This is a genomic window from Cupriavidus pauculus (assembly GCF_008801835.1).
Lineage (GTDB): Bacteria > Pseudomonadota > Gammaproteobacteria > Burkholderiales > Burkholderiaceae > Cupriavidus > Cupriavidus pauculus.
In genome coordinates this window covers 484,131-509,829 of sequence record NZ_VZOW01000001.1, presented here as the reverse complement: position 1 = coordinate 509,829, position 25,699 = coordinate 484,131, and the positions used below count along the sequence as shown (strand labels likewise).

Below are 25,699 nucleotides of genomic sequence, written 5' to 3'. Positions count from 1 at the left end.
GATGGAACTGCAAAACGCACTGATCATCGCGGGGGTTGTATTGCTGCTGTTGCTGGTGGCCTATAACCGCTGGCAGATTCACAAGGCGCGCCGCGTGCGCCCGCTGATGCCCGAGGATGACCTGCCGCCGATGCGCGAGCCGGTGGTCGGCAAGACCACGCAGCCCGAGACGCAGGCCAGGCTCAAGGAAGCGCCGCCCGAACACGTATCGCGCCGCGAGCCCACGCTGGGTCAGGCCGGCAAGGGTTTGCAGCCGGAACGCGACGATCCGGCCGATGTCGCCACGGCGACCGTGGCCGCGCACGCCGCCGCTGGTTCGGCCGATGCCGACGAGATCGTGGCCGACGAGGTGGCGGTAGCCGCCGGGCACGCCGAAGCCGGTGCAGCCGCGCAATCGGATGCGCATGCGGACACACGTCAGGACGCCCATTCCGAGGCCCATTCGGAAACTCACGCGGACAGCCGCACCGAAGCGCACGCGCACGCCAGCGCACAGCCAACCGCCAAGGCCGAGCCCGCGGTGCCGGACGGCCAGCCCACGCCCGCCTTGATCGATCCGCTGATCGACTGCATCGTGCCGATGCACCTCGAACGCAAGGCCTCGGGGGACCGGATCCTGCCGTTGACGGGCCGCCTGCGCCGCGCCGGAACCAAGCAGGTGCACATCGAAGGCCTGCGCGCGGAAACCAACGCCTGGGAAGCCGTGACGGCCGGCCATCAATATGAAGACCTGCAAGTGGCGGTGCAACTGGCCAATCGCAGCGGTCCGCTCAACGCGCTGGAATTCTCCGAGTTCGTCAACGCCGTGGAGGCGCTCGCCGAATCGCTTGATGCGTCGGCCGATCTGCCCGACATGACCGAAACCGTGGCCAACGCGCGCGAGCTGGACGGCTTTGCCGCAGGGGCCGATGTGCAGCTTGGCGTCAATGTCATCTCGGACGGCGCGCCGTGGTCCGCCGCCTATGTGCAGACTGTGGCCACGCAGGACGGCCTGGTGCTGTCGCGCGACGGCACGCGCTTCATCCGCTACGAACCCGATGCCGACGGCGTGCAGAAGCCGCTGTTTACGCTGCAGTTCGGCGACACCAATTTCCTGCGCGATGACCTGACGCTCAACGCGGGCCGCCAGATCACGCTGTTGCTGGACGTGCCGCAGGCGCCGCAGGAAATCAAGCCGTTCAAGACGGTTTGCGAATACGGCTACAGCCTCGCGCAACGCATGGGCGCGCAACTGGTCGACGACAATATGCGTCCGCTCACCGAGGCGTCGTTCGTGGCGATCTTCACCCAGCTCGAAAAGCTCTACGACAAGCTGGAAGCCCGTGGCATGCCGGCCGGATCCCCGGTGGCCGTTCGCCTGTTCAGCCTGTAGCAGGAGTCCGTCCCATGACTGCCAAGACCCCAGGCGCGCCGGCTCCGGCCGTGGCGCCCGCCGGCGCTTTGCCCGCCGATGCGACGCCGGCGCAGCGCGTGCAATGGCTGCGCGCTGAAATCGAGCGCCATAGCCATCAGTATTACGTGCTCGATGCGCCGACGATTCCCGATGCCGAATACGACGCGATGTTCAGCGAGCTGCAGGCACTGGAGACCGAACACCCCGATCTGCTGACCGACGATTCACCTACGCAACGGGTGGGCGGGGCGCCGTTGTCGGCATTCGACACCGTGCGTCACCGTGTGCCGATGCTGTCGCTGAACAACGGCTTCGAAGACGAGGACGTAATCAATTTCGACCGGCGCTGTGCGCAGGGGCTGGGCCGCGCGCCCGCCGCCGCAGCACCCGCGGACGATCTGTTCGGCGCGGCCGATGCCGCCGACAACGCGGTCGAGTATTCGTGCGAACTGAAGTTCGACGGCCTGGCGATGTCGTTGCGCTACGAGGACGGCAAGCTGGTGCAGGCCGCGACGCGCGGCGATGGCGAGACCGGCGAGGACGTGACCGCCAATGTGCGCACGATCAAGGCCATTCCGCTGAAGCTGCGCGGCAAGGCGCCAGCGGTGCTGGAAGTCCGCGGCGAAGTGTTCATGTATCGCGCCGAATTCGACAAGCTCAACGCGCGCCAGGCCGACGCGGACGAGAAAACGTTCGTCAACCCACGCAATGCCGCGGCGGGCAGTCTGCGCCAGCTCGATCCGCGCATCACGGCCAAGCGTCCGCTGTCGTTCTTTGCCTATGGGCTCGGTGAACTGCAGGGCGCCGACCGGCCGCCGACGCACAGCGTAATGCTCGACGGGTTTGCCGCAATGGGTCTACCCGTTTGCGACGAGCGCCGCGTGGTGCGGGGCGCGCAAGGATTGTTGTCGTTTTACCGCGATATCGGTCAGCGGCGCGATCAGTTGCCCTACGACATCGACGGCGTGGTCTACAAGGTCAACGCGATTTCGGAGCAGGAGCAACTGGGCTTTGTCTCGCGCGCGCCGCGGTTTGCGCTGGCGCACAAGTTTCCAGCCCAGGAAATGACCACCACAGTCGAGGATATCGAGGTGCAGGTGGGCCGCACCGGCGCAATCACGCCGGTCGCGCGGCTGGCGCCGGTGTTTGTCGGCGGCGTGACGGTGACCAACGCCACGCTGCACAACGAAGACGAAATCCGCCGCAAGGGCGTGCATATCGGCGATACCGTCATCGTTCGTCGCGCGGGCGATGTGATCCCCGAAGTTGTGGCGGTGGTGCTGGAGCGGCGTCCCGCCGACGCGCGGGCGTTTGTCATGCCCACGGCGTGCCCGGTATGCGGATCGCATGTCGAAAAGCTCGAAGGCGAGGCCGTGGCGCGCTGCACGGGCGGACTGATCTGCGCGGCGCAACGCAAGCAGGCGCTGCTGCATTTTGCGCAGCGCCGCGCCATGGATATCGAAGGCCTGGGCGACAAGGTGGTGGAACAACTGGTTGACCAGGGCATCGTGCGCACGCCGGCCGACCTATACAAACTCGGCGTGGCCAAGCTGGCGGCGCTCGATCGTATGGCCGACAAGTCGGCCGCCAACCTCGTGCAGGCGATCGACGCTTCGCGCGAAACCACGCTGAATCGCTTTATTTTTGCGCTCGGCATCCGACACGTGGGCGAAGCCACGGCGAAGGATCTGGCCAAGCATTTCGGCAAGCTCGACAACCTGCTGGCCGCCGACGAAGCCGCCTTGCTGGAAGTCAACGATGTGGGGCCCGTGGTGGCGCAGTCGATCGCGAACTTCCTGGCCGAGGCCCACAACGTCGAGGTGATCGAACAGCTGCGCGCCGCCGGCGTACACTGGCCGGAATCCGAGCCCGCCGCGCGCGCGCCGCTGCCATTGGCGGGTAAGACAATCGTCCTGACCGGCACCTTGCCGACGATGTCGCGCGAGGACGCCAAGGAAAAGCTCGAAGCGGCCGGCGCCAAGGTGGCCGGATCGGTCTCGAAGAAAACCGACTATGTCGTGGCAGGCGCCGAGGCCGGCAGCAAGCTCGAGCGGGCGCAGGCGCTTGGCGTGCCGGTACTCGACGAGGACGGCATGTTGAAACTGCTGGCCGATTCCGCTGCAGTGCAAACCGGAGACGCGCAATGATTCGCGAGATTCTCAAGATGGGCGATCCGCGGCTGCTGCAGAAGGCGCGGCCCGTGACGCACTTCAATACGCCCGAGCTGCGGGTGCTGATCGACGACATGTTCGACACGATGGAACATGCCAACGGCGCCGGGCTTGCCGCGCCGCAGATCGGTGTGGACCTGCAGGTGGTGATTTTCGGCTTCGACCGCAATCCGCGTTATCCGGACGCGCCCACCGTGCCGAAGACGGTACTGATCAACCCGGTGCTCGAACCGCTGTCCGACGACATGGAGGAGGGCTGGGAAGGGTGCCTGTCGGTGCCCGGCATGCGCGGCGTGGTGCCGCGCCATGCCAGCCTGCGCTATTCGGGATTCGACCTGCTGGGCAATCCGATCGACCGCGTGGCCGAGGGGTTCCACGCGCGCGTGGTACAGCACGAGTGCGACCATTTGATCGGCGTGCTGTATCCGATGCGGATCCAGGACTTCACGCGCTTTGGCTTTACGGAAGTGCTGTTCCCGGAGTTGCCGGCCAACTACGACGACTGAGCCGGGGCGGCGGCGCAGCGCGCCTGCACCGGTTGGCCGTGGCGCGTGTGATAAACCAGCGCCGCGGCCACCAGGATCGTCATCACGCACAGTTCCGCGCCCAGGCTGGCCAACGTGGCGTCGAGATAGCCGCCGCCATGATGGAGCGACTGGGCGAATACCGAGCCCAACAGCGCGGAGCCCAATCCCAGCGCAGCCTGCTGCACCGTTGCCAGTGCGGCACTGCCCGCACCGGCGTGTTCGGGCGGAATATCCGCCAGACCGATGCGGTAGAAGCAGCCCACCACCATCGCATTGCCCACGCCAATCAGCATGGTCGGCGCCGCCAGGTTCAGCAGGTCCGGATGCGGCCAGACATGGCGCAGTGTCCAGGCCAGCGCCGCCATGCCGGCCATCTGGATCAGGCAACCGCACACCAGCACGCGCGTGCGGCCCAGCCAATTCACGATGCGCGGACTCTGCAAGGCGGTGACCGAAAACGCCAAGCCCAGCGGAATGAACGCGTTGCCAGCCATGGTCGGCGTCATGCCGCCGCCGCCCTGCAACGCCAGTGCCAGCACGAACATAAAGCCGCTCCAGCACGCATAGAACAGGATCGCCACGATAAAGCCGAAGCGCACACTCGGCAGCCGTACCAGCGAAGGCGGCATCAGGGGCCGGGCGCCGCGCCGCTCCTGGCGCAGTTCAACGCGCCACAGCCATAGCGTAAGCGGTGCGGCGGACATCAGCACCGTCAGCAACGGCCACGACCAGTGGAACATCGGCCCCATCGAAATGGGCAGCAGGATCGCCAGGATGATGATGGCCAGCAGCGTCGTGCCGGGAACGTCGACGCCGGCTGCATTGTCGCGGCGCGTTTCCGGAATGACGCGCGGCGAAAGCGCAAGGATCGCCGCGCAGACGGGCAGGTTGATCAGGAAGGCGTTGCGCCAGCCGAGCCCGCCAATGTCGGCGTCGACCAGGAAACCGCCCAGCACCTGTCCGATGATGAACGCGATGCCGCCCACCGACGCAAACAGAGCAAGCGCACGCGCGTGCGACGCACCACGCAGGCCGACGTGGATCGTCGCCAGGATTTGTGGCACCAACAGCGCGGCCGCCGCGCCTTGCAGCAGCCGCGCACCGAGCAGCATCGGCATCGATCCGGCCACGCCGCATAGCAGCGAGGCGATGCCAAACAGCAGCACGCCCAGATTGAAGATCCGTCGCCTGCCGAAGTTGTCGCCAAGCCGACCGCCCATCGCCAGACAGACGGCGAAGGCCACGCCATAGACGGCCACCAGCAGTTCCAGCTCGGTCGCACTGGCATGCAGGCCGTGCTCGATGGGATGCAGTGCGACGTTGACGATGGAGAAATCGATCTGCGGCAGCAATTGCCCGGCCAGCAGCACGTAGAGACCGCCGGGGCCAAGCGTCGGCGTGGCGGCAGTCGATGCTGGCGTGGCAGCCGGCGTTGCAGTGGAAACGGTAGCGGGTGGGGTGCGCATGGAGGACCTCGACAAAGCTTGAGGTCCGGAGTATGGTCACCCATCCAGACTGGTACAAGAGTCCAGTTAGACTGGTATAAAAAGTGTCAGGCTATGCAGGAGTGAAGCATCGTGAACGCCCGCCAGGACCCTTCATCGTTATTGGATTCGGATCTCGACTCACACGAGGCCATTGCGGCGACGGGCCGTGAGGCTGAACTTGGCGCGTTCCTGCGCGCACGCCGCGAAAGCCTCGATCCGGCGCGGCTTGGCTTGTCGCGGATCGGACGCCGCCGCACGCCGGGCTTGCGGCGAGAGGAAGTGGCAGCGATGGCCGACATCGGCATCACCTGGTACACCAAGCTCGAACAGGGTCGCCCCATTCGCGTTTCGCCAAAGGTGCTGAACGCGGTGGCGGCGGCGCTGCAGTGCTCGGCATCGGAAACCGATCATCTGTTCACGTTGGCTGGTCTGCAACGTCCGTCGGCCCTGGCGGGCACGGCTGCTTGCGAAACGGTATCGATCACCGTGCAGCGTCTGCTCGACCAGCTCGATCCGATTCCGGCGCTGGTGCAGAACGCGCGATTCGACATCGTGGCGCACAACGACGCGTATTGCCGGCTGCTGGGCGTCGATATTCCGCGCCTGCCGCCCGAAGACCGCAATTGCATTTACCTGGCGCTGACGCACCCGGGCTGGCGCAGCGCGGTGATCGATTGGGAAGGCATGATCTGCCATATGGTCGCGCTGTATCGCGCGGCGATGGCCGAGCACGTGCAGGATCCGCTGTGGGAGGCACAGCTTGCGCGCTACATGGCGGCGTCGGATCGTTTTCGCGGGTTATGGCAGCGCTATCAGGTGCGGGGCATTCAGAACCACGTAAAAGGCTTTACGCATCCCGCGACTGGGCCGTTCAACCTGACCCAGACGAATTTCTGGACCGCGCCGCGTAATGGAGCACGGCTGCTGGTCTATGTGCCGGCCAACGAGCACGCCGAGGCGGCGTTGCGCAAGCTGCCGGCGCTGCGCGACATCGCACAGCCGGCCTGAGCATTCGAAGCGTCGCGCCGTGCGCCGCGGGCGGCGGTGCACGGCGGTCGGCAAGGCGTCAGAATTTTTCGAACGCGCCCAGGAAGCGCCATTGGCCCGGCGGCAGATCGCCCAGCACGATGCGGCCCATGCGCACACGCTTCAAGCCGACTACCTTCAGTCCCACCTGTTCGCACATGCGGCGGATTTGGCGTTTACGTCCTTCGCGCAGCACAAAACGCAGCTGTTCCTCGTTCTGCCAGCTCACCTTGGCCGGCTTCAACGGCACGCCATCGAGCGACAGGCCAAAACGCAGCCGTTCGAGCAGGTCCTCAGGAAATACCGCGCTGATATTGCGCTCGACCGGGCCCTGCGGCGATTCCCACTCCACGCGCACCAAGTATTCCTTTTCGACATTGGAATCGTCGCCGATCAGGGCGCGCGCGATGCGGCCGTCCTGCGTCAGCACGAGCAGGCCCGTGGAGTCGATATCGAGCCGGCCTGCCGGGGCCAGATTCTTGCGCTGCCACGGCGCAAAGCGCTTGCGCGTGGGATCGTTTTCCCACTGGTTTTCAGGCGCGAACAGCACGGCGGCGGGCTCGTAGCCGTCCTCGGCCTGGCCCGACACGTAGCCGATCGGCTTGTTCAGCAGCACGGTCACGCGCTCGCCTTGTTCCGAACGCGCTTCCTGCAGGATTTCGATTTCCGCATCGGGGCGCACGCGCGTGCCGAGCTCGGTGATCGGCTTGCCATCGACGAGCACCCAGCCGCGCGGAATCCACTCGTCGGCTTCGCGCCGCGAGCACAGGCCCATTTCGGACATGCGCTTGGAAAGACGGACGAGACCGTCGTCGCGCGGCTCTGCTGGCGCCTGCGCAGCGGCGGGACGCGGCGCCGGGCGATCGTCGCGCTCGGTGCGCACCGGGCGGGCGCGGTCTGCGGTGTCGCTGAAGCGACGCGCCGGCGCAGCACCACGGCGCGGGCCGTTGTCATCGCGACGCGGACGGTCGGTCTGATTCTGGTCGTCGAAGCGACGCGGACGCTCGGCGCGATTGTCATCGCCATAACGGCGCGGGCGATCGGTTGCGCCTTCGTTGCCGGCAAATCGGCGCGGCCGGTCGGCCTGGTTCTGGTCGTCGAAGCGACGCGGACGTTCGGCGCGATTGTCATCGCCGTAACGACGCGGGCGATCGGTTGCGCCTTCGTTGCCGGCAAATCGGCGCGGACGGTCGGTCTGGTTCTGGTCGTCGAAGCGACGCGGACGTTCGGCGCGATTGTCATCGCCGTAACGGCGCGGGCGATCGGTTGCGCCTTCGTTGCCTGCGAATCGGCGCGGACGCTCCGCGTGATTGTCATCGCCGTAACGACGCGGGCGATCGGTTGCGCCTTCGCTGCCTGCGAAGCGGCGCGGACGATCGGTTGCGCCTTCGTTGCCTGCGAATCGGCGCGGCCGGTCGGACTGGTTCTGGTCGTCGAAGCGACGCGGACGTTCGGCGCGATTGTCATCGCCGTAGCGGCGCGGACGATCGGTTGCGCCTTCGTTGCCGGCAAATCGGCGCGGCCGGTCGGCCTGATTCTGGTCGTCGAAGCGGCGCGGACGTTCGGCGCGATTGTCATCGCCGTAACGACGCGGGCGATCGGTTGCGCCTTCGTTGCCTGCGAAGCGGCGTGGACGGTCGGTCTGATTCTGGTCGTCGAAGCGACGCGGACGTTCGGCGCGATTTTCATCGCTGTAACGACGTGGCGCGCGTTCCCCTTCGGCCGGACGTGGGCGCGCTGGGCGGGCCTGGCGTTCCGGGCGCGGCGCGCCTTCCGCGGGCTTGCGCTTTTCCTTTTCGGATGCGCGCTCCTTGGCTTGCTTGATGCCCGTGACCACGTCCTGGACGCGCTTGCGGTTCAAGTCCGATACGCGTACAGGCCGCTTCGCCTTGCGCGGTGCGTCGGAGGTGGAGGTGGTCTTGATGCCCAGCGTCTTGCGGCCGGGAGGGGTGCTATCGGTCATATCGTTCCAAGCGCTCATGCGCTGGCCATCGGAAGAGTCAGATGGCCAGCGCGTCGAGCAAATCCTGTTCAAGCTGAATCTGCAATCGGTTGTCGGCGGTCAGGCGCGAGCCGTCGACCAGGAACACGTCTTCCACGCGTTCACCGAGCGTATTGATGCGCGCCGAATGCACGGACACGCGATGTTTGGCCAGCACCCGCGCGATGGCGTAGAGCAGGCCGGTGCGGTCGTTGGCGGACACCGACAGCAGGTAATACTGGCCACGTTCGTCGGGACGCAAGTCCACGCGCGGCTTGATGGGGAAGCTGCGCGACTGGCGCGACAGCCGGCCCTGGGTGGGGTCGGGCAGTGGGCTTTCCTGGCGCACGTGCTGGGCCAGTTCGTGCTCGACCAGCGCGAGGATGTCGCGATAGTCGCCGTCCAGGCCGGGATCGGTGATCTGGAAGGTGTCGAGCGCGTAACCATCGCGCGTGGTCTCGATCTTGGCGTCCTGGATCGAAAAGGCCTTGCGTTCGAAATATCCGCAGATCCGCGCGAACAGGTCGGGCTGGTCCTTGACGTAGACCACGACTTGCAGCCCTTCGCCGGCCGGCGAGATGCGCGCCTTGACCACCGGCTCGACCGCATCGACCTGGTTGAAAAGGTGCCGCGTCAGCCAGGCGATGTCGCGCGCATCGTGGCGCATGAAGAACGACATGTCGAGCTTGTTCCACAGCGGCTTGGCCAGTTCGGGGTCGAACGCCTTCAGGCGCAACTGCGCGATCGTGTCATCGCGCTTCTGCGCCCACAACGAATGCGGATCGAGCTGCGCGCCGCCCAGCACGCGCAGCGTGATGCGGTACAGGTCTTCCAGCAGTTTGCCTTTCCACGCATTCCAGACCTTCGGGCTGGTGCCGCGGATATCGGCGACCGTGAGCAGGTACAAGGCCGTCAGGTAGCGCTCGTTGCCGACCACCTGCGCAAACGCCTTGACCACCTCGGGATCGGTCATGTCCTGCTTTTGCGCCACGTGGCTCATCGTCAGATGATTTTCCACCAGCCACGCAATGAGGTCGGTGTCCTGGCGCGAAATGCCATGCTGCTTGCAGAAGCGCCGCGCATCGACGGTGCCGAGCTTGGAGTGATCGCCGCCGCGGCCCTTGGCGATGTCATGGAACAGCGCCGCCACCCAGAGCACCCACGGCCGGTCGAAGCTGGCCATCAACTGGCTGCAGAACGGAAATTCGTGCGTGTGCTCGACGATGGCAAAGCGGCGCATGTTGCGCACCACCATCAGGATGTGCTGATCCACGGTGTAGACGTGGAACAGATCGTGCTGCATCTGGCCGACGATGCGGCGGAAGTTGATCAGATAGCGGCCCAGCACGCTGGTCTGGTTCATCAGGCGCAGCGCATGCGTGATGCCTTGCGGTTCCTGCACGATGGCCAGAAAAAGCTTGCGGTTGACCGGGTCGTTGCGCCAACTGGCGTCCATCACCGTGCGCGCGTTGTACAGCCCGCGCAGGGTGCGCGGCGACAGCCCCTTCACGCCCGGCGTGCGCTCGTACAGCAGGAACGTTTCCAGGATCGCGTGCGGATTCTGTTCGTACAGATCGTCGCTGGTGATTTCCAGCATGCCCTGGCGTTCGACGAAGCGTTCGTTGATGACGCGCGTCACCTTCGATTCGCTCGGGAACAGCATCGCCTCGATGTTCAGCAGCAGCACGCTGTTGAGCTGCGTCACCGCCTTGGCGGCCCAGTAATAGCGCCGCATCAACTGTTCGCTGGCGCGCTTGTGCGTGGTCTGACGATAGCCGAACGCTTCGGCCAGCGCAGTCTGCAAGTCGAACACGAGCACGTCCTGGCGCCGCCCGGCCAGCAGGTGCAGGCGCGCGCGGATCGTGCGCAACAGACGTTCGTTGCGCGCCAGTTCCTGCGATTCGCGCTCGGTCAGCAGGCCGCGCTCGAAAAGCTCTTTCCAGCTGTCGCCGAGGCCCGCTGCCTTGGTCATCCACAGGATGACCTGGAGATCGCGCAATCCGCCCGGGCTTTCCTTGCAGTTCGGTTCCAGCGCGTAGGGCGTGTCCTGATACTTGGCGTGGCGCTGCCGCAGTTCCAACAGCTTGGCCTGGAAGAAATCGGCGGCGTCCATATCGGCCAGGTAGCGCGTCTGCATGGCCTGGAACAGCGGCTTGTTGCCGGTCAGCAGCCGGGCTTCGAGCAAGGACGTGCGGATGGTGATGTCCGCCGCCGACTCGCGGATGCAGTCGTCGACCGTACGCACCGACGAGCCGATTTCCAGGCCCAGATCCCAGCACAGGCCGATGAAGCGCTCGAGCCGGGCGGCCGTGTCGGCGTCAGGCTCGGCTTGCAGCAACAGCAGCACATCGACGTCAGAATACGGGAACAGCTCGCCGCGGCCATAGCCACCCACGGCCACCAGCGCGGCGCTGGCCGGCAATTCCAGGCTCGTCCACGCTTCCACCAGTGCGGCGTCGACGGCGCGGCGCAGCCTGGTCACCAGCGGCGTGACCTGATTGGTGACGTCGAAATCAGCGAACAGGGCCTGCTTGTCGGCCTTGAGCTTGTCGCGAATGCGCTGGCAGAGCAGCAATTCCGGCGTGGTGTCCATGGGGTAGGCGGGCGAGTTCGTGGGCACGGCTGGAAGAAGAAAGGGCGCCTTGGTGGGCGCCCTGGCGTGGATGCGGGATCAGGCCGCGACGGTGTCTGTGATAAAGGCCGGCGGCACGGGCGAGCCCGCCGACAGCGTGAGCACCTCGTAGCCGGTTTCGGTCACCAGCACCGTGTGTTCCCACTGCGCCGACAGGCTGCGGTCGCGCGTTTTTACCGTCCATTGGTCCGGCATCGTGCGGATGTCGCGCTTGCCGGCGTTGATCATCGGCTCGACCGTGAAGATCATGCCGGTCTTGATTTCCATGCCGGTGTTGGGACGGCCATAGTGCAGGATCTGCGGATCGGAATGGAATACCTTGCCGATGCCGTGGCCGCAGTACTCGCGCACCACACTGTAGCCCGCGCCTTCCGCGTGAACCTGGATGGCATGCCCGATATCGCCCAGGCGCGCGCCGTTGCGCACCTGCTGGATACCCTTCCACATGCATTCATAGGTGATCTGCGACAGGCGCTTGGCCAGGATCGAGGCTTCGCCGACCACGAACATACGGCTGGTGTCGCCGTAGTAGCCTTCCTTGGTGATTACCGTGATGTCCAGGTTCACCACGTCGCCGCTCTTGAGCACGCGGTCGCCTGGGATGCCGTGGCAGATCACGTCGTTGACGGAAGTGCAGATGGCGCCCGGGAAGGGCGGGTATCCGGGCGGCGCGTAGTTCAGCGGCGCCGGCACGGTGCCCTGTACGTCACGCATATAGGCGTGGCAGAGCTTGTCGAGTTCGCCGGTGGTGACACCGGGCTTCACGTGGGGCGTGATGTAGTCGAGGACTTCGGAGGCAAGGCGGCAAGCCACGCGCATTTGGGCGATGTCTTCGGCGGTGTTGATATGGATACTCATGCTGCGTTGCCTGGAAATGTGATGGCGCAGCCACAAGCTGTGCCGAAATCTGTTCGCAAAGCGGGATTATCTCACCTTCGTGACGACAAAGCAGGGAAATACGGGGATTCGTCGATTGACTAAAGCTCGCAGGGTGTTCTTCGGGTTGCAAGCAGGGCTTGAGCAGACCATGGCTTTGTTGCTACAATCGTCGGCTTGCTTGGTGGCGGTCCCGAATTGATTGGGCAGTTCGCCGGCAAATGTTGTTGATTGGTCGTTTTTTGTAAATCGCTGGTCCGCCCATCCGGGGTGTTCCTTTTCAGGAATGTCGGGGCGGACTTCAGACACAACCCTATTGGAGTCCCTCACATGTCCGTCACTATGCGCGAAATGCTGGAAGCCGGTTGCCACTTTGGCCACCAAACCCGCTTCTGGAACCCGAAGATGGCCCCTTACATCTTCGGTCATCGCAACAAGATCCACATTATCAACCTCGAAAAGACCCTGCCGATGTTCCAGGACGCGCTGAAGTACGTGCGTCAACTGGCTGCAAACCGCGGCACCGTGCTTTTCGTGGGCACCAAGCGTCAATCGCGCGAAATCCTGGCTGAGGAAGCTGGCCGCGCCGGCATGCCTTACGTCGACGCCCGCTGGCTCGGCGGCATGCTGACGAACTTCAAGACCGTCAAGATCTCGATCAAGCGCCTGAAGGACATGGAAGCCGCCAAGGAAGCCGGCGCGCTGGAAACCATGAGCAAGAAGGAAGCGCTGATGTTCGAGCGCGAAATGGACAAGCTGCAAAAGTCCATCGGCGGCATCAAGGACATGGGCGGCGTTCCGGACGCCATCTTCGTGGTTGACGTCGGCTACCACAAGATTGCCGTGACCGAAGCCAACAAGCTGGGCATTCCCGTGATCGGCGTGGTCGATACGAACCACACCCCGGAAGGCATCGACTACGTGATCCCGGGCAACGACGACTCGAGCAAGGCTGTGGCCCTGTACGTGCGCGGCGTGGCTGACGCCATCCTGGAAGGCCGTGCCAACGCGGTGCAGGAAGTGGTGGAAGCCGTGCGCGGCGACGACGAATTCGTCGAAGTTCAGGAAGGCTGATTGCCCGCCTGCGCCTGAGGCCGGGGCACACCGGTCACGGGCGCTCGCCTTGCGGCATCCAAGAAAGGGGGCACTTCTGGCGCCCCCTTTTTGCAAACAGATTCAGTGTCATCCGTGGCGGATAAGCTTTGCCGCGGATGAGGCCAACCACACAAGGAGTGACAAATGGCGGCAATTACCGCAAGCATGGTTGCAGAACTGCGCGCGAAGACCGACGCGCCGATGATGGAATGCAAGAAGGCCCTGACCGAAGCCGATGGCGATCTGGGCAAGGCTGAAGAGCTGCTGCGCGTCAAGCTGGGCAACAAGGCCAGCAAGGCCGCTTCGCGCGTGACCGCCGAAGGCATTGTCGTCACCTACATCGACGGCACCACCGGCGCGCTGGTCGAGCTGAACTGCGAAACCGACTTCGTTTCGAAGAACGACGACTTCCTGGGCTTCGGCGCCAAGGTTGCCGAACTGGTCGCCAAGCAGGCCCCGGCCGACGTGGCCGCGCTGTCGGCGCTGGAAATGGACGGTTCGACTGTCGATGCAGTGCGTTCGGCGCTGATCGGCAAGATCGGCGAAAACATGACGATCCGCCGCTTCGTGCGTTATGCCAACGGCGGCAAGCTGGCGTCGTACCTGCACGGCACCCGCATCGGCGTAATGGTCGAGTTCGAAGGCGATGACGTGGCCGCCAAGGATGTGGCGATGCACGTCGCCGCCATGAAGCCGGTGTCGCTGTCGTCGGACCAGGTGCCGGCCGAGCTGATCGCCAAGGAGCGCAGCATCGCCGAGCAAAAGGCTGCTGAATCGGGCAAGCCGGCCGAGATCGCCGCCAAGATGGTGGAAGGTTCGGTTCAGAAGTATCTGAAGGAAGTGTCGCTGCTGAACCAGCCGTTCGTGAAGAACGACAAGCAGACCGTCGAGCAGATGCTCAAGGCCGCCAACACCGTCGTGAAGGGCTTCACGCTGTACGTGGTGGGTGAAGGCATCGAGAAGAAGCAGGACGACTTCGCCGCCGAAGTGGCCGCCCAAGTGGCAGCCGCCCAGAAGGCCTGATGTCCGGGTGGCGGGCCAGTTTGCCGAGGAGCACTGATCCCGCCACCGTATAATGCCGAGGGGCGCCGCGAGGTGCCCCTCTGCACAAGTACGGCACGCGCCTGGCGCGATGCCAGTCAGTTTTCGCAGTCACCGGCAGTTTGCGGGATTTTAGTCGCGCGATACCTGCAGATGACGGCGAAAACCGGCTAATCAGCTGTCAAGCATTCCATATTCATGCGCGGCCGGTGCGCAGATGCTTCGTGCCGCCCGCGCCCATCCATCCGTTCAAACGAACGATCAAGAACCAGCCCGAGGGTGAACATGCCAGCCTACAAGCGCGTCCTTCTGAAACTGTCCGGTGAAGCCCTGATGGGTGACGATGCCTTCGGCATCAACCGGGCCACTATCGAAGGCATGGTCAATGACATTGCCGAAATCGTGAAGCTGGGCGTCCAGGTTGCCGTCGTGATCGGCGGCGGCAATATTTTCCGCGGCGTGGCCGGCGGTGCGGCCGGCATGGACCGCGCCACTGCCGATTACATGGGCATGCTGGCCACCATGATGAACGCGCTGGCGCTTCAGGATGCCATGCGTCACGCCAACATCGAGGGCCGCGTCCAGTCCGCGCTGCGCATGGACCAGGTGGTGGAGCCGTACATCCGTCCTCGCGCCATCCGTCAACTGGAAGAGGGCAAGGTGGTGATCTTTGCGGCCGGCACCGGCAATCCGTTCTTCACGACCGATACGGCCGCCGCGCTGCGCGGCTCGGAAATCGGTGCCGAAATCGTCCTCAAGGCCACCAAGGTGGACGGCGTCTACACGGCCGATCCCAAGAAGGACCCCAGCGCAACGCGCTACACCACGATTTCCTTCGACGAAGCCATTTCGCGCAACCTTCAGGTCATGGACGCCACCGCGTTCGCGCTGTGCCGCGACCAGAAGCTGCCGATCAAGGTGTTTTCGATCGTCAAGCCCGGCGCGCTCAAGCGCGTGATCCTGGGTGAGGACGAAGGTACGCTGGTGCACGTTTAAGTGCTTTTGGCCGCGGCAGAATGAAGATTCTGTCCGGCCTGAGGGTAGAATGTTCCATTTTCGATCCCGCCCGGCGGGATCCTGTCAGGCAGTTTTCCGGAGGTAAACATGACCGTCGCCGACACAAAGAAGAGCGCCGAGCAGAAGATGCAGAAGTCGATCGAAGCCTTCAGGGCCGATCTGGCGAAAATCCGTACCGGCCGTGCGCACACCGGCTTGCTCGACCATGTGCAAGTGGATTATTACGGTTCGCCTGTGCCGATCAGCCAGGTGGCCAACGTTGGCCTGGGCGATGCGCGCACGATCACCGTGCAGCCGTGGGAAAAGAAGATGGTGCAGGCCGTGGAAAAGGCCATCCGTGATGCGGACCTGGGTCTGAATCCCGCCACCATGGGCGACGTGATCCGCGTGCCGATGCCCGCGCTGACCGAAGAGCGCCGCAAGGAACTGATCAAGGTGGTCAAGAGCGAGGCGGAAGGTGCGAAGGTCGCCGTCCGCAACCTGCGTCGCGACGCCAACGAACAGTTCAAGAAGCTGGTCAAGGACAAGACCATTTCCGAGGACGACGAGCGTCGCGGTGTCGATGACGTTCAGAAGCTGACGGACAAATACGTGGCCGAGATCGACAGGCTGGTCGGCGAGAAAGAGAAGGAGATCATGACGGTGTAAGGCCGTCCCGGCGGCTTGCCGCCGGGTTGCCCGATACCGTCCGCACATCCATGCAGCACATCAGTTCGACGCTCGGCGTTCCAGATACCACTTATGTGCCCAGACACGTCGCCATCATCATGGATGGCAACGGTCGCTGGGCGACGCAGCGTCACTTGCCGCGCGTGGCCGGTCATACGCGCGGCCTCGACACAGTGCGCGAGATCGTGCAGGCATGCGCCGCGCGCGGCGTGCAGTATTTGACGTTATTTGCGTTCAGTTCCGAAAACTGGCGCCGCCCGGTGGACGAAGTGTCCTTTCTGATGCGGCTGTTCATGACCGCGTTGCGTCGCGAAGTGGTCAAGATGCACGCAAATAACATCCGCTTGCGAGTGGTGGGCGATCTCAGCCGCTTCAGCCCGCGCATCCAGCAACTGATCAAGGATGCGGAGGCTCGCACTGCGGCCAACACCGGACTGACCGTGACCATCGCCGCCAATTACGGCGGGCGTTGGGATCTGCTGCAGGCCATGCGCAAGATGCTGGCCCGGTCGCCCATGCTCGACAGCGAGTCGATCGACGAATCGGTGCTGGCGCCGCATCTGGCGATGGCCTATGCGCCGGAGCCAGACCTGTTCATTCGCACCGGTGGCGAGCAGCGCATCAGCAATTTCCTGCTCTGGCAGCTCGCCTATACCGAGTTGTATTTCACGGAGACGTTCTGGCCAGATTTCGACGCTGCCGAACTGGACAAGGCGTTTGCGTCGTACCGTCAGCGCGAACGCCGCTTTGGACGGACCAGCGCGCAACTGGTGGCTCCCGGCCTGTCCGGAACGGCCTGAGCCATCGTCGCCGTACCCTTCACACCATCACGGGACCCGCAGCCGCATGCTACTTACCCGCGTCATCACCGCCGTATGCCTGTTGCTGTTGATCCTGCCCATTCTGTTTCTGGCGCCGCCCACCGCGCTTGCCGTGCTGGTGGCAGTCATCGTGTTGCTGGCCGGCTGGGAATTCGGGCGCCTGATCAAGCTGCCGCATCCATGGCCCTACGTCTATGCGGTGCTTTGCCTGCTGGCGATGATCGGCTGGCATCTGGCTCCCGCCGGCGATGCCATCAACTGGCTGCTTGAACTGTCGCTGGTGGCGTGGGGTGTGGCAGTCATGCTGCTGGCGCGCGGCGTGCGCCAGCCGACGCCCGCTTTCACGGTGCTGGGCGCCGTGCTCGGCCTCATCATGCTCCCCGCGTTCGGCCATGCCGTCATGGCGTTGCGCGTGGCCGGCATCGGCGTGCTGCTGACGGCCGCCGTGCTGGTCTGGGCGGCTGATATCGGCGCATATTTCGTTGGCAAGGCGATCGGCCGCCGCAAGCTGGCGCCGACCATCAGCCCGGGCAAATCATGGGAAGGCGCGATTGGCGGCTGGCTGCTGGCAACGTCGCTCGCGCTGGGGCTTGCCGCCACTCATGCGTTTGCACCGACCTGGTATTCGCTCATGGCGGACCACGGGGGACTGCTCTTCCTGGTTGCGCTCACCACCCTGCTGGTGGCTGCCAGCGTTGTTGGCGACCTGTTCGAATCGCTGCTCAAGCGGCAGGCCGGCATGAAGGACAGCAGCCGGCTGCTGCCCGGTCATGGCGGGGTTCTGGATCGCATCGACGCGCTGATTCCGGTATTTCCCCTGGCCGCATTGCTGCTGGCCTGGGTCTGATCACAACTGAATTCATCTGGTTCTATGCAACGTATTACGATCCTGGGCGCCACGGGCTCCATCGGCGAAAGCACGCTCGACGTCGTTCGGCGCCACCCGGACCGCTATACCGTGCACGCGCTCAGCGCGCACCGGCAGGTTGAAAAGCTGGCCGCCGCTTGCGTCGAGTTCCGTCCGGCCCGCGCCGTGGTCGGATCGGCCGATGCCGCGGCCGACCTCGCGTCCAGACTGCGCGCCGCTGGCCTCGACACGCAAGTCGAATACGGCCCCGAGGCGCTCGAATCGATTTCCGCGGATCCGCAAACCGATGCCGTGATGGCCGCCATCGTCGGCGCCGCCGGCCTGCGTTCCTCGCTGGCCGCCGCACGCGCGGGCAAACGGGTGCTGCTGGCCAACAAGGAATCGTTGGTGATGTCGGGTGCCATCTTCATGGATGCGGTGCGTGAACATGGTGCGACACTGCTGCCCATCGACAGCGAACACAACGCGATTTTCCAGTGCTTGCCGACCTCCGACCCGCGTTACGGTGCCGGCGTGTCGAAAGTGCTGCTGACCGCGTCCGGAGGGCCGTTCCGCACGCGCGACCCGTCCACGCTGCACGACATCACGCCCGATCAGGCGTGCGCGCATCCCAAGTGGGTGATGGGACGCAAGATTTCGGTCGATTCGGCCACCATGATGAACAAAGGGCTGGAAGTGATCGAGGCTCACTGGTTGTTCGGCGCGCCGGCCGACCGGATCGAGGTGCTGATCCATCCGCAGAGCATCGTCCACTCCATGGTTGCCTATGCGGACGGTTCGGTGCTGGCGCAGTTGGGTAACCCGGATATGCGTACGCCGATCGCGTATGGCATGGCGTACCCTGAGCGCATCGATTCGGGCGTGACTCCGCTGGATCTGACGGTGGCCGGCGGTCTTCATTTTGAGATTCCTGACCTTGAACGCTTCCCGTGTCTCGGATTAGCCTTTGATGCACTGCGCGCAGGCGGTCTGGCGCCGGCGGTGCTGAACGCGGCCAACGAGATCGCGGTGGACGCTTTTCTGGCGGGACGGATTCGTTTCACCGATATCGCGCGCGTGGTGGCCGATGTACTGGAGGAGCCCGTGCAAGGCTCGGCAGATTCGCTCGAAGGCGTCCTGGCGGCAGATGGTGAAGCACGCCGCTCCGCGCAGGCCATGCTGCAACAATTGGCTGGCCGTTGACCGCTGCGCGGCGCGGCCGGATCTGGAAAGGGTGAATTGCCATGCAAACCGTTATCGCGTTCGTCGTCGCCCTCTGCATCCTGATCTTCGTGCACGAGATGGGGCACTACCTGGCCGCGCGCGCGTGCGGCGTCAAGGTGCTCCGCTTTTCGATCGGTTTTGGCCGGCCCCTGGCGCGCTGGGTCAGCAAGGGGCGTGACCGCACGGAATGGACGCTGGCCGCGATTCCGCTCGGCGGCTACGTCAAGATGCTCGACGAGCGCGAGCGGGACCCCGAAACCGATCCGCCCATCGACGCCGCTGAGCTGCCACGCGCGTTCAACCGGCAACCGGTCGGCAAGCGTTTTGCGATCGTGGCGGCCGGCCCGCTGGCGAATTTCGCGCTGGCCATCGCGCTGTATATGGTGTTGTTCGCCGGTGGGGTGCGGGAGCCCGTGCCCGTGCTTGCCGCGCCGGCGGCGGGCACCGTGGCCGCCGCCGGCGGCGTGCGCGACGGCGACACCGTGCTGTCCTTGGCAGCCAATGGCCAGGAAGAAGCCGTGCGGTCCTGGAATGACCTGCGCATGGCGATTTTTTCGCGCGGATTCGGCGATACCAGCGCCACCTTGCGCGTGCGCGGCAATGATGGTGGAGAGCGCGATGTCGCTCTGGGCCGCCTGCCGGACACGGGAAGCAATCCGGAGATCGATCCGCTCGCCACGCTGGGCCTGGCGCTCAAGGGCGGCCCGGTCACCATTACCGAAATCGTGCCCGATTCCGCGGCCCAGCGGGCCGGGCTGAAAGCCGGCGATACGATCGTCGCCTGGCAGGGCCAGCCCTTGACCCAGGCAGGTGAACTGATTCGCGGCGTGCGCGCCCGGCCAGGCCAGGACGTCGTACTGGGCATCGAGCGCGCGGGGCAACGGTTGAATGTCACGGTTAAGCTGGACGCCTCCGCCGGCGGCAAGCCTGACCAGAGCGGCGCGCCGGCAGCCACGGTGGGCAAGCTCGGCGCCGCGCTGAATCAGGCCGTGCGGACCGAGATCGTGCGATATCCGCTGGTACAGGCACTGGCGCGCGCGACGGACCAGGTCTGGAGCACCAGCGTGCTGTCGTTGAAACTGCTCGGCAAGATGCTGGTGGGGCAGGCGTCCCTGCAGAATCTCAGCGGTCCGCTGACCGTCGCCGACTACGCTGGACGCGCCGCCCATATGGGCTGGCAGCCTTTCATCAGCTTTCTTGCGCTGGTCAGTGTCAGCCTCGGTGTACTGAATTTGTTACCCATTCCGGTGCTGGATGGGGGGCATTTGCTGTATTATTGCGTGGAATTTTTGACTGGCAGGCCTGTACCAGACCACTGGCAAGCGATGCTGCAGAAGGTCGGCATCGCGTGCATCTTGCTCCTGACTTCACTCGCTTTGTTCAATGACGTCAGCCGACTGTTTCTTGCGCGCGGCTAGTTTCGCGCAGCCAGAAGCGTAAGTCGGCCGGGGGCAGTCGTATTCCGATGGGCATGTATCCATCGGAGCAGATCGGTACTGCCGGCATTATCAGGCGTAGCTGCAAATGGCATTGGAGCCATTACCCTGCATGAAATCGATGAGGAAGAGGGGATCGACTTTGATCAGAAATAAGCGCATCTCGCTGGGCTTGCTGACGAGTGCCATTATCGCGGCGTGGAGCCCGGCGGGCTGGGCCGCGGATCCGTTTGTGGTCAAGGACATTCGCGTTGAAGGCCTGCAGCGCGTGGAACCGGGTACCGTGTTCGGTTATCTCCCGGTTCGCGTCGGCGAAACCTTCACCGACGACAAGGGCGCCGACGCGATTCGCGCCCTCTACAATACCGGCTTCTTCAAGGACGTGCAGATCCGCGCAGAGGACGGCGTGCTGGTGGTGCAGGTGGAGGAACGCCCGGGCATCTCGCAGCTCGAGTTCGTCGGCATCAAGGAATTCGACAAGGACACGCTGCGCCGTTCCCTGCGGGCCGTCGGCGTGGCCGAGGCGCGTTACTACGACAAGGCGCTGATCGACAAGGCCGAGCAAGAGCTGAAGCGCCAGTATGTGGCGCGCGGCTACTATGCCGCCGAAGTGCAGACCACGGTGACGCCGGTCGACCGCAATCGCGTCTCGGTCGTCTTCAATGTGGAAGAGGGTCCGGTCGCCAAGATCCGCCAGATCAATATCGTCGGCAACAAGGCTTTCAAGGAAAGCACGCTGCGCGACGAAATGCAGCTGTCCACGCCCAACTGGCTGTCGTGGTACACCAAGAACGATCTTTACTCAAAGCAGAAGCTCACGGCCGACCTGGAAGCGCTGCGTTCGTACTACCTCAATCGCGGTTATCTGGAATTCCAGATCGAGTCGACTCAAGTCTCGATCACGCCGGACAAGAAGGATATCTACCTGACGTTGAATATCAACGAAGGCGAGCAGTTCAAGGTATCCGACATCCGTCTGGCGGGCGAACTGCTGGGCAAGCAGGAGGAAATGGAGAAACTGCTGCAGTTGAAGAAGGGCGATATTTTCTCGTCCGAGAAACTCACTGCCAGCACGAAATCGATCACCGACCTGCTTGGCACCTACGGCTACGCTTTCACGACGATCAACCCGCAGCCGCAAATCGACAAGGAAAAGCGCGAGGTTGCGCTAACGCTGATGGTCGATCCGGGACGCCGCGTGTATGTGCGCCGCGTAAACGTGGTCGGCAACAGCAAGACGCGCGACGAGGTGGTGCGTCGGGAAATGCGCCAGATGGAAAGCTCCTGGTTCGATAGCGAGAAGCTCACGCAATCGCAGGCGCGTATCAATCGTACCGGCTATTTCACGGACACCAACATCACGACCGAGGACGTGCCCGGCGCGCCCGATCAGGTCGACGTGAACGTGAACGTTACCGAAAAGCCGACCGGCCAGATCAGCTTGGGTCTCGGTTTTTCGTCGACCGACAAGCTCGTGCTGCAGGCGGGTCTGCGTCAGGACAACGTGTTCGGTTCGGGCACGAGCCTGGGCCTCGATGTCAACACGGCCAAGTCGTTCCGTACGATTGCGCTAACCCAGTACGATCCGTATTTCACCGTGGATGGCATTAGCCGTTCGACGGATATCTACTACCGTACGTCGCGCCCGTTGTATTACACCGGCGACGAAGACTACAAGATCGTTTCGGCCGGCGGCGGCTTCAAGTTTGGTGTGCCGTTCTCTGAAAACGACACGGTGTTCTTCGGCATCGGTTACGAGCGTACGCAGGTGTACACCTCGACCAATACGCCGAGCCAGTACACGGCGTGGCTGCAGAAGGTGGGCAAGGCCAGCGGCGATCCGATCAACAACTTCCCGTTCACGATCGGCTGGGCGCGTGACCGTCGCGACAGCGCACTGATCCCGACCAAGGGCCCCTACACCCAGGCCAACCTGGAAATCGGCGTGCCCGGCGGCGATACGCAGTACTATCGCGCCAGCTTCCAGCAGCAGTATTTCTATCCGCTCTCGAAAGCCTTCACGCTGGCGTTCAACGGCGAAGTGGCCTACGGTCATGGCTACGGCAACACGCCGTTCCCGGTGTTCAAGTACTTCTACGCCGGCGGTATCGGGTCGGTGCGCGGTTACCAGACCAGCACGCTGGGACCGAAGGACCAGAATGGCAACCCGGTGGGCGGTGCCTCGAAGATGATCGGTAACGTGGAATTCGTGTTCCCGCTGCCGGGCTCGGGTGTCGATCGCACGCTGCGCCTCTTTACATTCTTCGATTTCGGTAACGTCTATCAGGAAGGTGCGCCGCTTTCGTTCAGCGATTTGAAGTACTCGACTGGTTTCGGTATGTCGTGGCTGTCGCCAATCGGCCCGCTCAAGGTCAGCATGGGTTTCCCGCTGAAGAAGGACGAGAACGACAAGGTTCAACGCTTCCAGTTCCAGATCGGTACCGCGTTCTGATCCCCAAAAAGGATTTGTTTGATGAAACTCCATACTCCATTGATGAAATCCCTGAGCGCGGCCGCGCTGGCCGCTGCGGCCTTTTGCGTGGCAGCCCCGGCGATGGCGCAGGAGGCTCGTATTGCCGCGGTGAACTCGGAACGTATTCTGCGTGACTCGCAACCCGCCAAGGCGGCACAGGTCAAGCTTGAGCAGGAGTTTTCCAAGCGTGACCGCGAGTTGCAGGACATGGCGCAGAAGATCAAGGCCATGGCGGACAAGCTGGACAAGGACACTGCCGTACTGGCGGATTCCGATCGGCAGCGCCGTCAGCGCGAGGTGGCCGATCTCGACCGCGAATTCCAGCGCAAGCAGCGCGAATTCCGCGAGGACCTGAACCAGCGCCGCAACGAAGAACTGGCGCAGGTTCTGGAACGCGCCAACCGCGTGATCCGCCAACTGGCCGAGCAGCGCAAGTACGACCTGATTGTGCAGGAAGCCGTTTATGTGAACCCTCGCATCGACATCACGGACGACGTGATGAAGGCGCTCAATAGCGGCTCGGGCAAGTAAGCGGCGACGCACTGGTCTCTCGCTTACGTTTTTCAAGGAAGTACTGCCATGAAGACACCCACACTGGGTCAGCTCGCCACCGAGAACGGCGCGCAGGTTGTGGGTGATCCCGACCTGGCTGTGAGCGGCCTGGCGCCGCTCGACCAGGCTGGTCCGGGCGATCTTTCGTTTCTTTCGAATCCCCTGTACCTGACACAGGCGCTGGCATCGAAGGCTGGCGCTATTATCGTGTCGCCTTCGGATCTCGACCGCATTCGTGCCGAAGGGACGTCCGACGGCCGCAACTGGCTGATCGCGCGTAATCCGTACGTGTGTTTCGCGCGTGTCGCGCAGCGTTTCGATCGTGAGGCGAATACCGACCCGCGTGTGGGCATCGACCCGCGCGCCAGCGTAGCCGCCGATGCATTGGTGCCCGCATCCTGCTTTGTCGGCCCCAATGTCGTCATTGAAGCCGGCGCCAAGCTGGGCGAACGTGTGCGGATCCTGGCAAATGCCTTTATCGGCGCAGGCGCGGAGATCGGCGACGATACGCTCATCTACGCAAACGTTTCTGTTTATCATCGTTGCGTGGTCGGTGCGCGCAACATCCTGCACAGCGGGGCGGTGATCGGTGCGGACGGCTTTGGTTTTGCGCCCGATATCGGTCCGACTGGAGTCGAGTACGTCAAGATCCCGCAAGTCGGCCGGGCCGTGCTGGGCAACGACGTCGAAATCGGGGCGAACACCTGCGTGGACCGTGGGGCGATGGCAGACACCGTGATCGAGGACGGGTGCAAGATCGATAACCAGGTGCAGATTGCGCACAACGTGCACGTCGGCGCGCATACGGTCATCGCGGGTACGGCGGCAGTTTCGGGCAGCACGAAGATCGGCAAGTTCTGTGTGATCGGCGGCGCCGCCAATTTTTCCGGCCATTTGAATATCGCCGACCGAACCACGGTTTCGGGCGGCACGTCGATTACCAAATCGATTACAAAGCCCGGTGGGCATTTCACAAGCGTCTTTCCATTCACGTCTCACGGCGAATGGGAGCGCAATGCCGCCATCGTGCGCGGCTTGTCGAAGTTACGCGAGCGAGTCGTTCAACTGGAGCGTCGGCTACGCGGCGCATCCACCGGGGCCAATAGCAAACAAGACGAAGAGAAATCATCATGACAGCCTCCGACATCGACATCCGCAAGATCCTTAAGCTGCTACCGCATCGGTATCCGATCCTGCTGGTTGACCGCGTGCTGGAATTTGAACCGCAGAAGCGGATCAAGACCCTGAAGAACGTGACGATCAACGAGCCGTACTTCATGGGGCATTTTCCGGAACAACCGGTAATGCCCGGCGTCATGATTCTGGAAGCGCTGGCCCAGTCGGCAGGACTGCTGACGTTCGGTGCCGACATGGAGCGCAAGGAAGGCGCGCTGTATTACTTCGTCGGTATCGACGGCGCGCGTTTCAAGCGTGTCGTTTATCCCGGCGATCAGCTGCATTTGAACGTGACCGTCGAGCGCTATATTCGCGGCATCTGGAAATTCAAGGCCAGCGCCACCGTGGACGGCGAGGTGGCGTGCGAAGCCGAACTGATGTGCACGGTCAAGCAAGCCGAAGCCTGATGCGCTGCATCGAGCAGAACCGAGACACCACAGGACACGACGTATGACGCAAATCCATCCCACCGCACTGGTCGATCCGAAGGCTGAACTCGCTTCCGATGTGGAAGTCGGTCCGTTTTCGATCGTCGGCCCCAATGTGCGGATTGGCAGCGGCACGCGAATCGGCTCGCACTCCACGATCGAAGGCCACACCACGATTGGGGAAGGGAACCGCATCGGCCCGTACGCGTCGGTGGGCGGCGTTCCGCAGGACATGAAATACGCCAACGAGCCCACCCGGCTCGAGATTGGCGATCGCAATACGATCCGGGAATTCACGACCATTCATACCGGCACGGTCCAGGACCGCGGCGTCACCAGCCTGGGCCATGACAACTGGATCATGGCCTACGTGCATATTGCGCACGACTGCCGCGTGGGAAATCACACGGTCTTTTCGAGCAATGCGCAGATTGCCGGTCACGTCGAGGTTGGCGACTGGGCGATCCTTGGTGGCATGAGCGGCGTGCATCAGTTTGTGCGGATCGGCGCGCACGCCATGCTGGGCGGCGCGTCGGCGCTGGTCCAGGATGTGCCGCCGTTCGTGATCGCGGCGAGCGACAAGAGCGGTAACAAGGCCACGCCCCATGGCATCAATGTCGAAGGTCTGCGTCGGCGCGGTTTCGATGCGGCGCAGATCGCCGCGCTGCGGCAGGCTTACAAGCTGCTGTACAAATCGGATTTGAGCTTCGACGATGCGCGCCAGGAAATTTCGGCGCTGCTGGGCCAGTCGGACGCCGTCACCGCTGCGCCGCTGCAGTCGTTCGTGGAATTCCTGTCCGCGACGCAGCGCGGCATCGTTCGCTGAT

General features: G+C 63.8%; 21 protein-coding genes. 17 read left to right on the top strand and 4 right to left on the bottom strand.

The features are described from left to right. The first annotated feature begins 1 nt into the window (after window position 1). From F7R19_RS02195 to def, 3 genes are read left to right on the top strand one after another with little or no spacing between them, the layout of a single operon-like run. Window positions 2-1,372: a cell division protein ZipA C-terminal FtsZ-binding domain-containing protein gene (locus F7R19_RS02195; protein ID WP_150979219.1), complete on the top strand. Its 1,371-nt coding sequence runs from the start codon at window positions 2-4 to the stop codon at window positions 1,370-1,372. A 14-nt stretch (window positions 1,373-1,386) separates the two neighbouring features. Beyond that, window positions 1,387-3,540, top strand: a complete 2,154-nt coding sequence (gene ligA / locus F7R19_RS02190) for an NAD-dependent DNA ligase LigA (protein ID WP_150979218.1) — start codon at window positions 1,387-1,389, stop codon at window positions 3,538-3,540. Next, window positions 3,537-4,070 carry a peptide deformylase gene (gene def / locus F7R19_RS02185; RefSeq protein WP_061959423.1) on the top strand — a complete coding sequence of 178 codons (534 nt, stop codon included), beginning with the start codon at window positions 3,537-3,539 and terminating at the stop codon, window positions 4,068-4,070. Before ligA ends, def begins: the two co-directional genes overlap by 4 nt. Here the strand turns inward: def and F7R19_RS02180 are convergent. After that, the gene (locus F7R19_RS02180) at window positions 4,058-5,557 is read right to left on the bottom strand and encodes an MFS transporter (RefSeq protein WP_150979217.1); all 1,500 of its coding nucleotides are present in this window, start codon (window positions 5,555-5,557) and stop codon (window positions 4,058-4,060) included. The genes def and F7R19_RS02180 overlap by 13 nt on opposite strands. A gap of 111 nt (window positions 5,558-5,668) precedes the next feature. Here F7R19_RS02180 and F7R19_RS02175 point away from each other — a divergent pair, with 111 nt between their 5' ends. Further along, the gene (locus F7R19_RS02175) at window positions 5,669-6,586 is read left to right on the top strand and encodes a helix-turn-helix transcriptional regulator (RefSeq protein WP_150979216.1); all 918 of its coding nucleotides are present in this window, start codon (window positions 5,669-5,671) and stop codon (window positions 6,584-6,586) included. Window positions 6,587-6,644: 58 nt separating this feature from the next. Here F7R19_RS02175 and F7R19_RS02170 read toward each other — a convergent pair whose 3' ends face one another. From F7R19_RS02170 to map, 3 genes are all read right to left on the bottom strand, one after another. Beyond that, window positions 6,645-8,567 carry a pseudouridine synthase gene (locus F7R19_RS02170; RefSeq protein WP_150979215.1) on the bottom strand — a complete coding sequence of 641 codons (1,923 nt, stop codon included), beginning with the start codon at window positions 8,565-8,567 and terminating at the stop codon, window positions 6,645-6,647. Window positions 8,568-8,604: 37 nt separating this feature from the next. Further along, complete coding sequence (locus F7R19_RS02165; protein ID WP_150979214.1) at window positions 8,605-11,178, bottom strand: [protein-PII] uridylyltransferase; 2,574 nt, start codon at window positions 11,176-11,178, stop codon at window positions 8,605-8,607. A gap of 78 nt (window positions 11,179-11,256) precedes the next feature. After that, window positions 11,257-12,075 (bottom strand): type I methionyl aminopeptidase, encoded by an 819-nt coding sequence (map, locus tag F7R19_RS02160; RefSeq protein ID WP_061958360.1) that lies wholly within the window; start codon window positions 12,073-12,075, stop codon window positions 11,257-11,259. Window positions 12,076-12,423: 348 nt separating this feature from the next. On the opposite strand from map, the gene rpsB reads away from it, so the two are divergent. From rpsB to lpxA, 13 genes are all read left to right on the top strand, one after another. Then, window positions 12,424-13,167 carry a 30S ribosomal protein S2 gene (gene rpsB / locus F7R19_RS02155; protein WP_061958361.1) on the top strand — a complete coding sequence of 248 codons (744 nt, stop codon included), beginning with the start codon at window positions 12,424-12,426 and terminating at the stop codon, window positions 13,165-13,167. Window positions 13,168-13,332: 165 nt separating this feature from the next. Beyond that, a complete protein-coding gene (gene tsf, locus F7R19_RS02150; RefSeq protein ID WP_061958362.1) occupies window positions 13,333-14,211 on the top strand; it encodes a translation elongation factor Ts in 879 nt (292 codons plus the stop codon). Between the two features lie 303 nt (window positions 14,212-14,514). After that, on the top strand, window positions 14,515-15,225 hold the full coding sequence (gene pyrH, locus F7R19_RS02145) for a UMP kinase (RefSeq protein WP_061958363.1): 711 nt from the start codon (window positions 14,515-14,517) through the stop codon (window positions 15,223-15,225). Window positions 15,226-15,333: 108 nt separating this feature from the next. Continuing rightward, the gene (gene frr / locus F7R19_RS02140; protein WP_061958364.1) at window positions 15,334-15,894 is read left to right on the top strand and encodes a ribosome recycling factor; all 561 of its coding nucleotides are present in this window, start codon (window positions 15,334-15,336) and stop codon (window positions 15,892-15,894) included. Between the two features lie 50 nt (window positions 15,895-15,944). Continuing rightward, on the top strand, window positions 15,945-16,715 hold the full coding sequence (locus F7R19_RS02135; protein WP_061958365.1) for an isoprenyl transferase: 771 nt from the start codon (window positions 15,945-15,947) through the stop codon (window positions 16,713-16,715). A 46-nt stretch (window positions 16,716-16,761) separates the two neighbouring features. Then, complete coding sequence (locus F7R19_RS02130; protein WP_061958366.1) at window positions 16,762-17,583, top strand: phosphatidate cytidylyltransferase; 822 nt, start codon at window positions 16,762-16,764, stop codon at window positions 17,581-17,583. Window positions 17,584-17,607: 24 nt separating this feature from the next. Beyond that, entirely contained in the window at window positions 17,608-18,786 is a 1,179-nt protein-coding gene (gene ispC / locus F7R19_RS02125; RefSeq protein ID WP_150979213.1) for a 1-deoxy-D-xylulose-5-phosphate reductoisomerase, read from the top strand. A 41-nt stretch (window positions 18,787-18,827) separates the two neighbouring features. Beyond that, window positions 18,828-20,225, top strand: coding sequence for an RIP metalloprotease RseP (gene rseP, locus F7R19_RS02120; RefSeq protein WP_150979212.1), 1,398 nt, complete (start codon window positions 18,828-18,830; stop codon window positions 20,223-20,225). Window positions 20,226-20,385: 160 nt separating this feature from the next. Further along, the gene (gene bamA, locus F7R19_RS02115; protein ID WP_061958369.1) at window positions 20,386-22,695 is read left to right on the top strand and encodes an outer membrane protein assembly factor BamA; all 2,310 of its coding nucleotides are present in this window, start codon (window positions 20,386-20,388) and stop codon (window positions 22,693-22,695) included. 21 nt (window positions 22,696-22,716) lie between these two features. Continuing rightward, on the top strand, window positions 22,717-23,247 hold the full coding sequence (locus F7R19_RS02110) for an OmpH/Skp family outer membrane protein (protein WP_061958370.1): 531 nt from the start codon (window positions 22,717-22,719) through the stop codon (window positions 23,245-23,247). A gap of 48 nt (window positions 23,248-23,295) precedes the next feature. Continuing rightward, window positions 23,296-24,402 carry a UDP-3-O-(3-hydroxymyristoyl)glucosamine N-acyltransferase gene (gene lpxD, locus F7R19_RS02105; protein WP_150979211.1) on the top strand — a complete coding sequence of 369 codons (1,107 nt, stop codon included), beginning with the start codon at window positions 23,296-23,298 and terminating at the stop codon, window positions 24,400-24,402. Next, window positions 24,399-24,851, top strand: a complete 453-nt coding sequence (gene fabZ / locus F7R19_RS02100) for a 3-hydroxyacyl-ACP dehydratase FabZ (RefSeq protein WP_061958372.1) — start codon at window positions 24,399-24,401, stop codon at window positions 24,849-24,851. The genes lpxD and fabZ overlap by 4 nt, the downstream gene beginning before the upstream one ends. Before the next feature lie 43 nt (window positions 24,852-24,894). Next, entirely contained in the window at window positions 24,895-25,698 is an 804-nt protein-coding gene (gene lpxA, locus F7R19_RS02095) for an acyl-ACP--UDP-N-acetylglucosamine O-acyltransferase (RefSeq protein WP_061958373.1), read from the top strand. Window position 25,699: the final 1 nt, after the last annotated feature.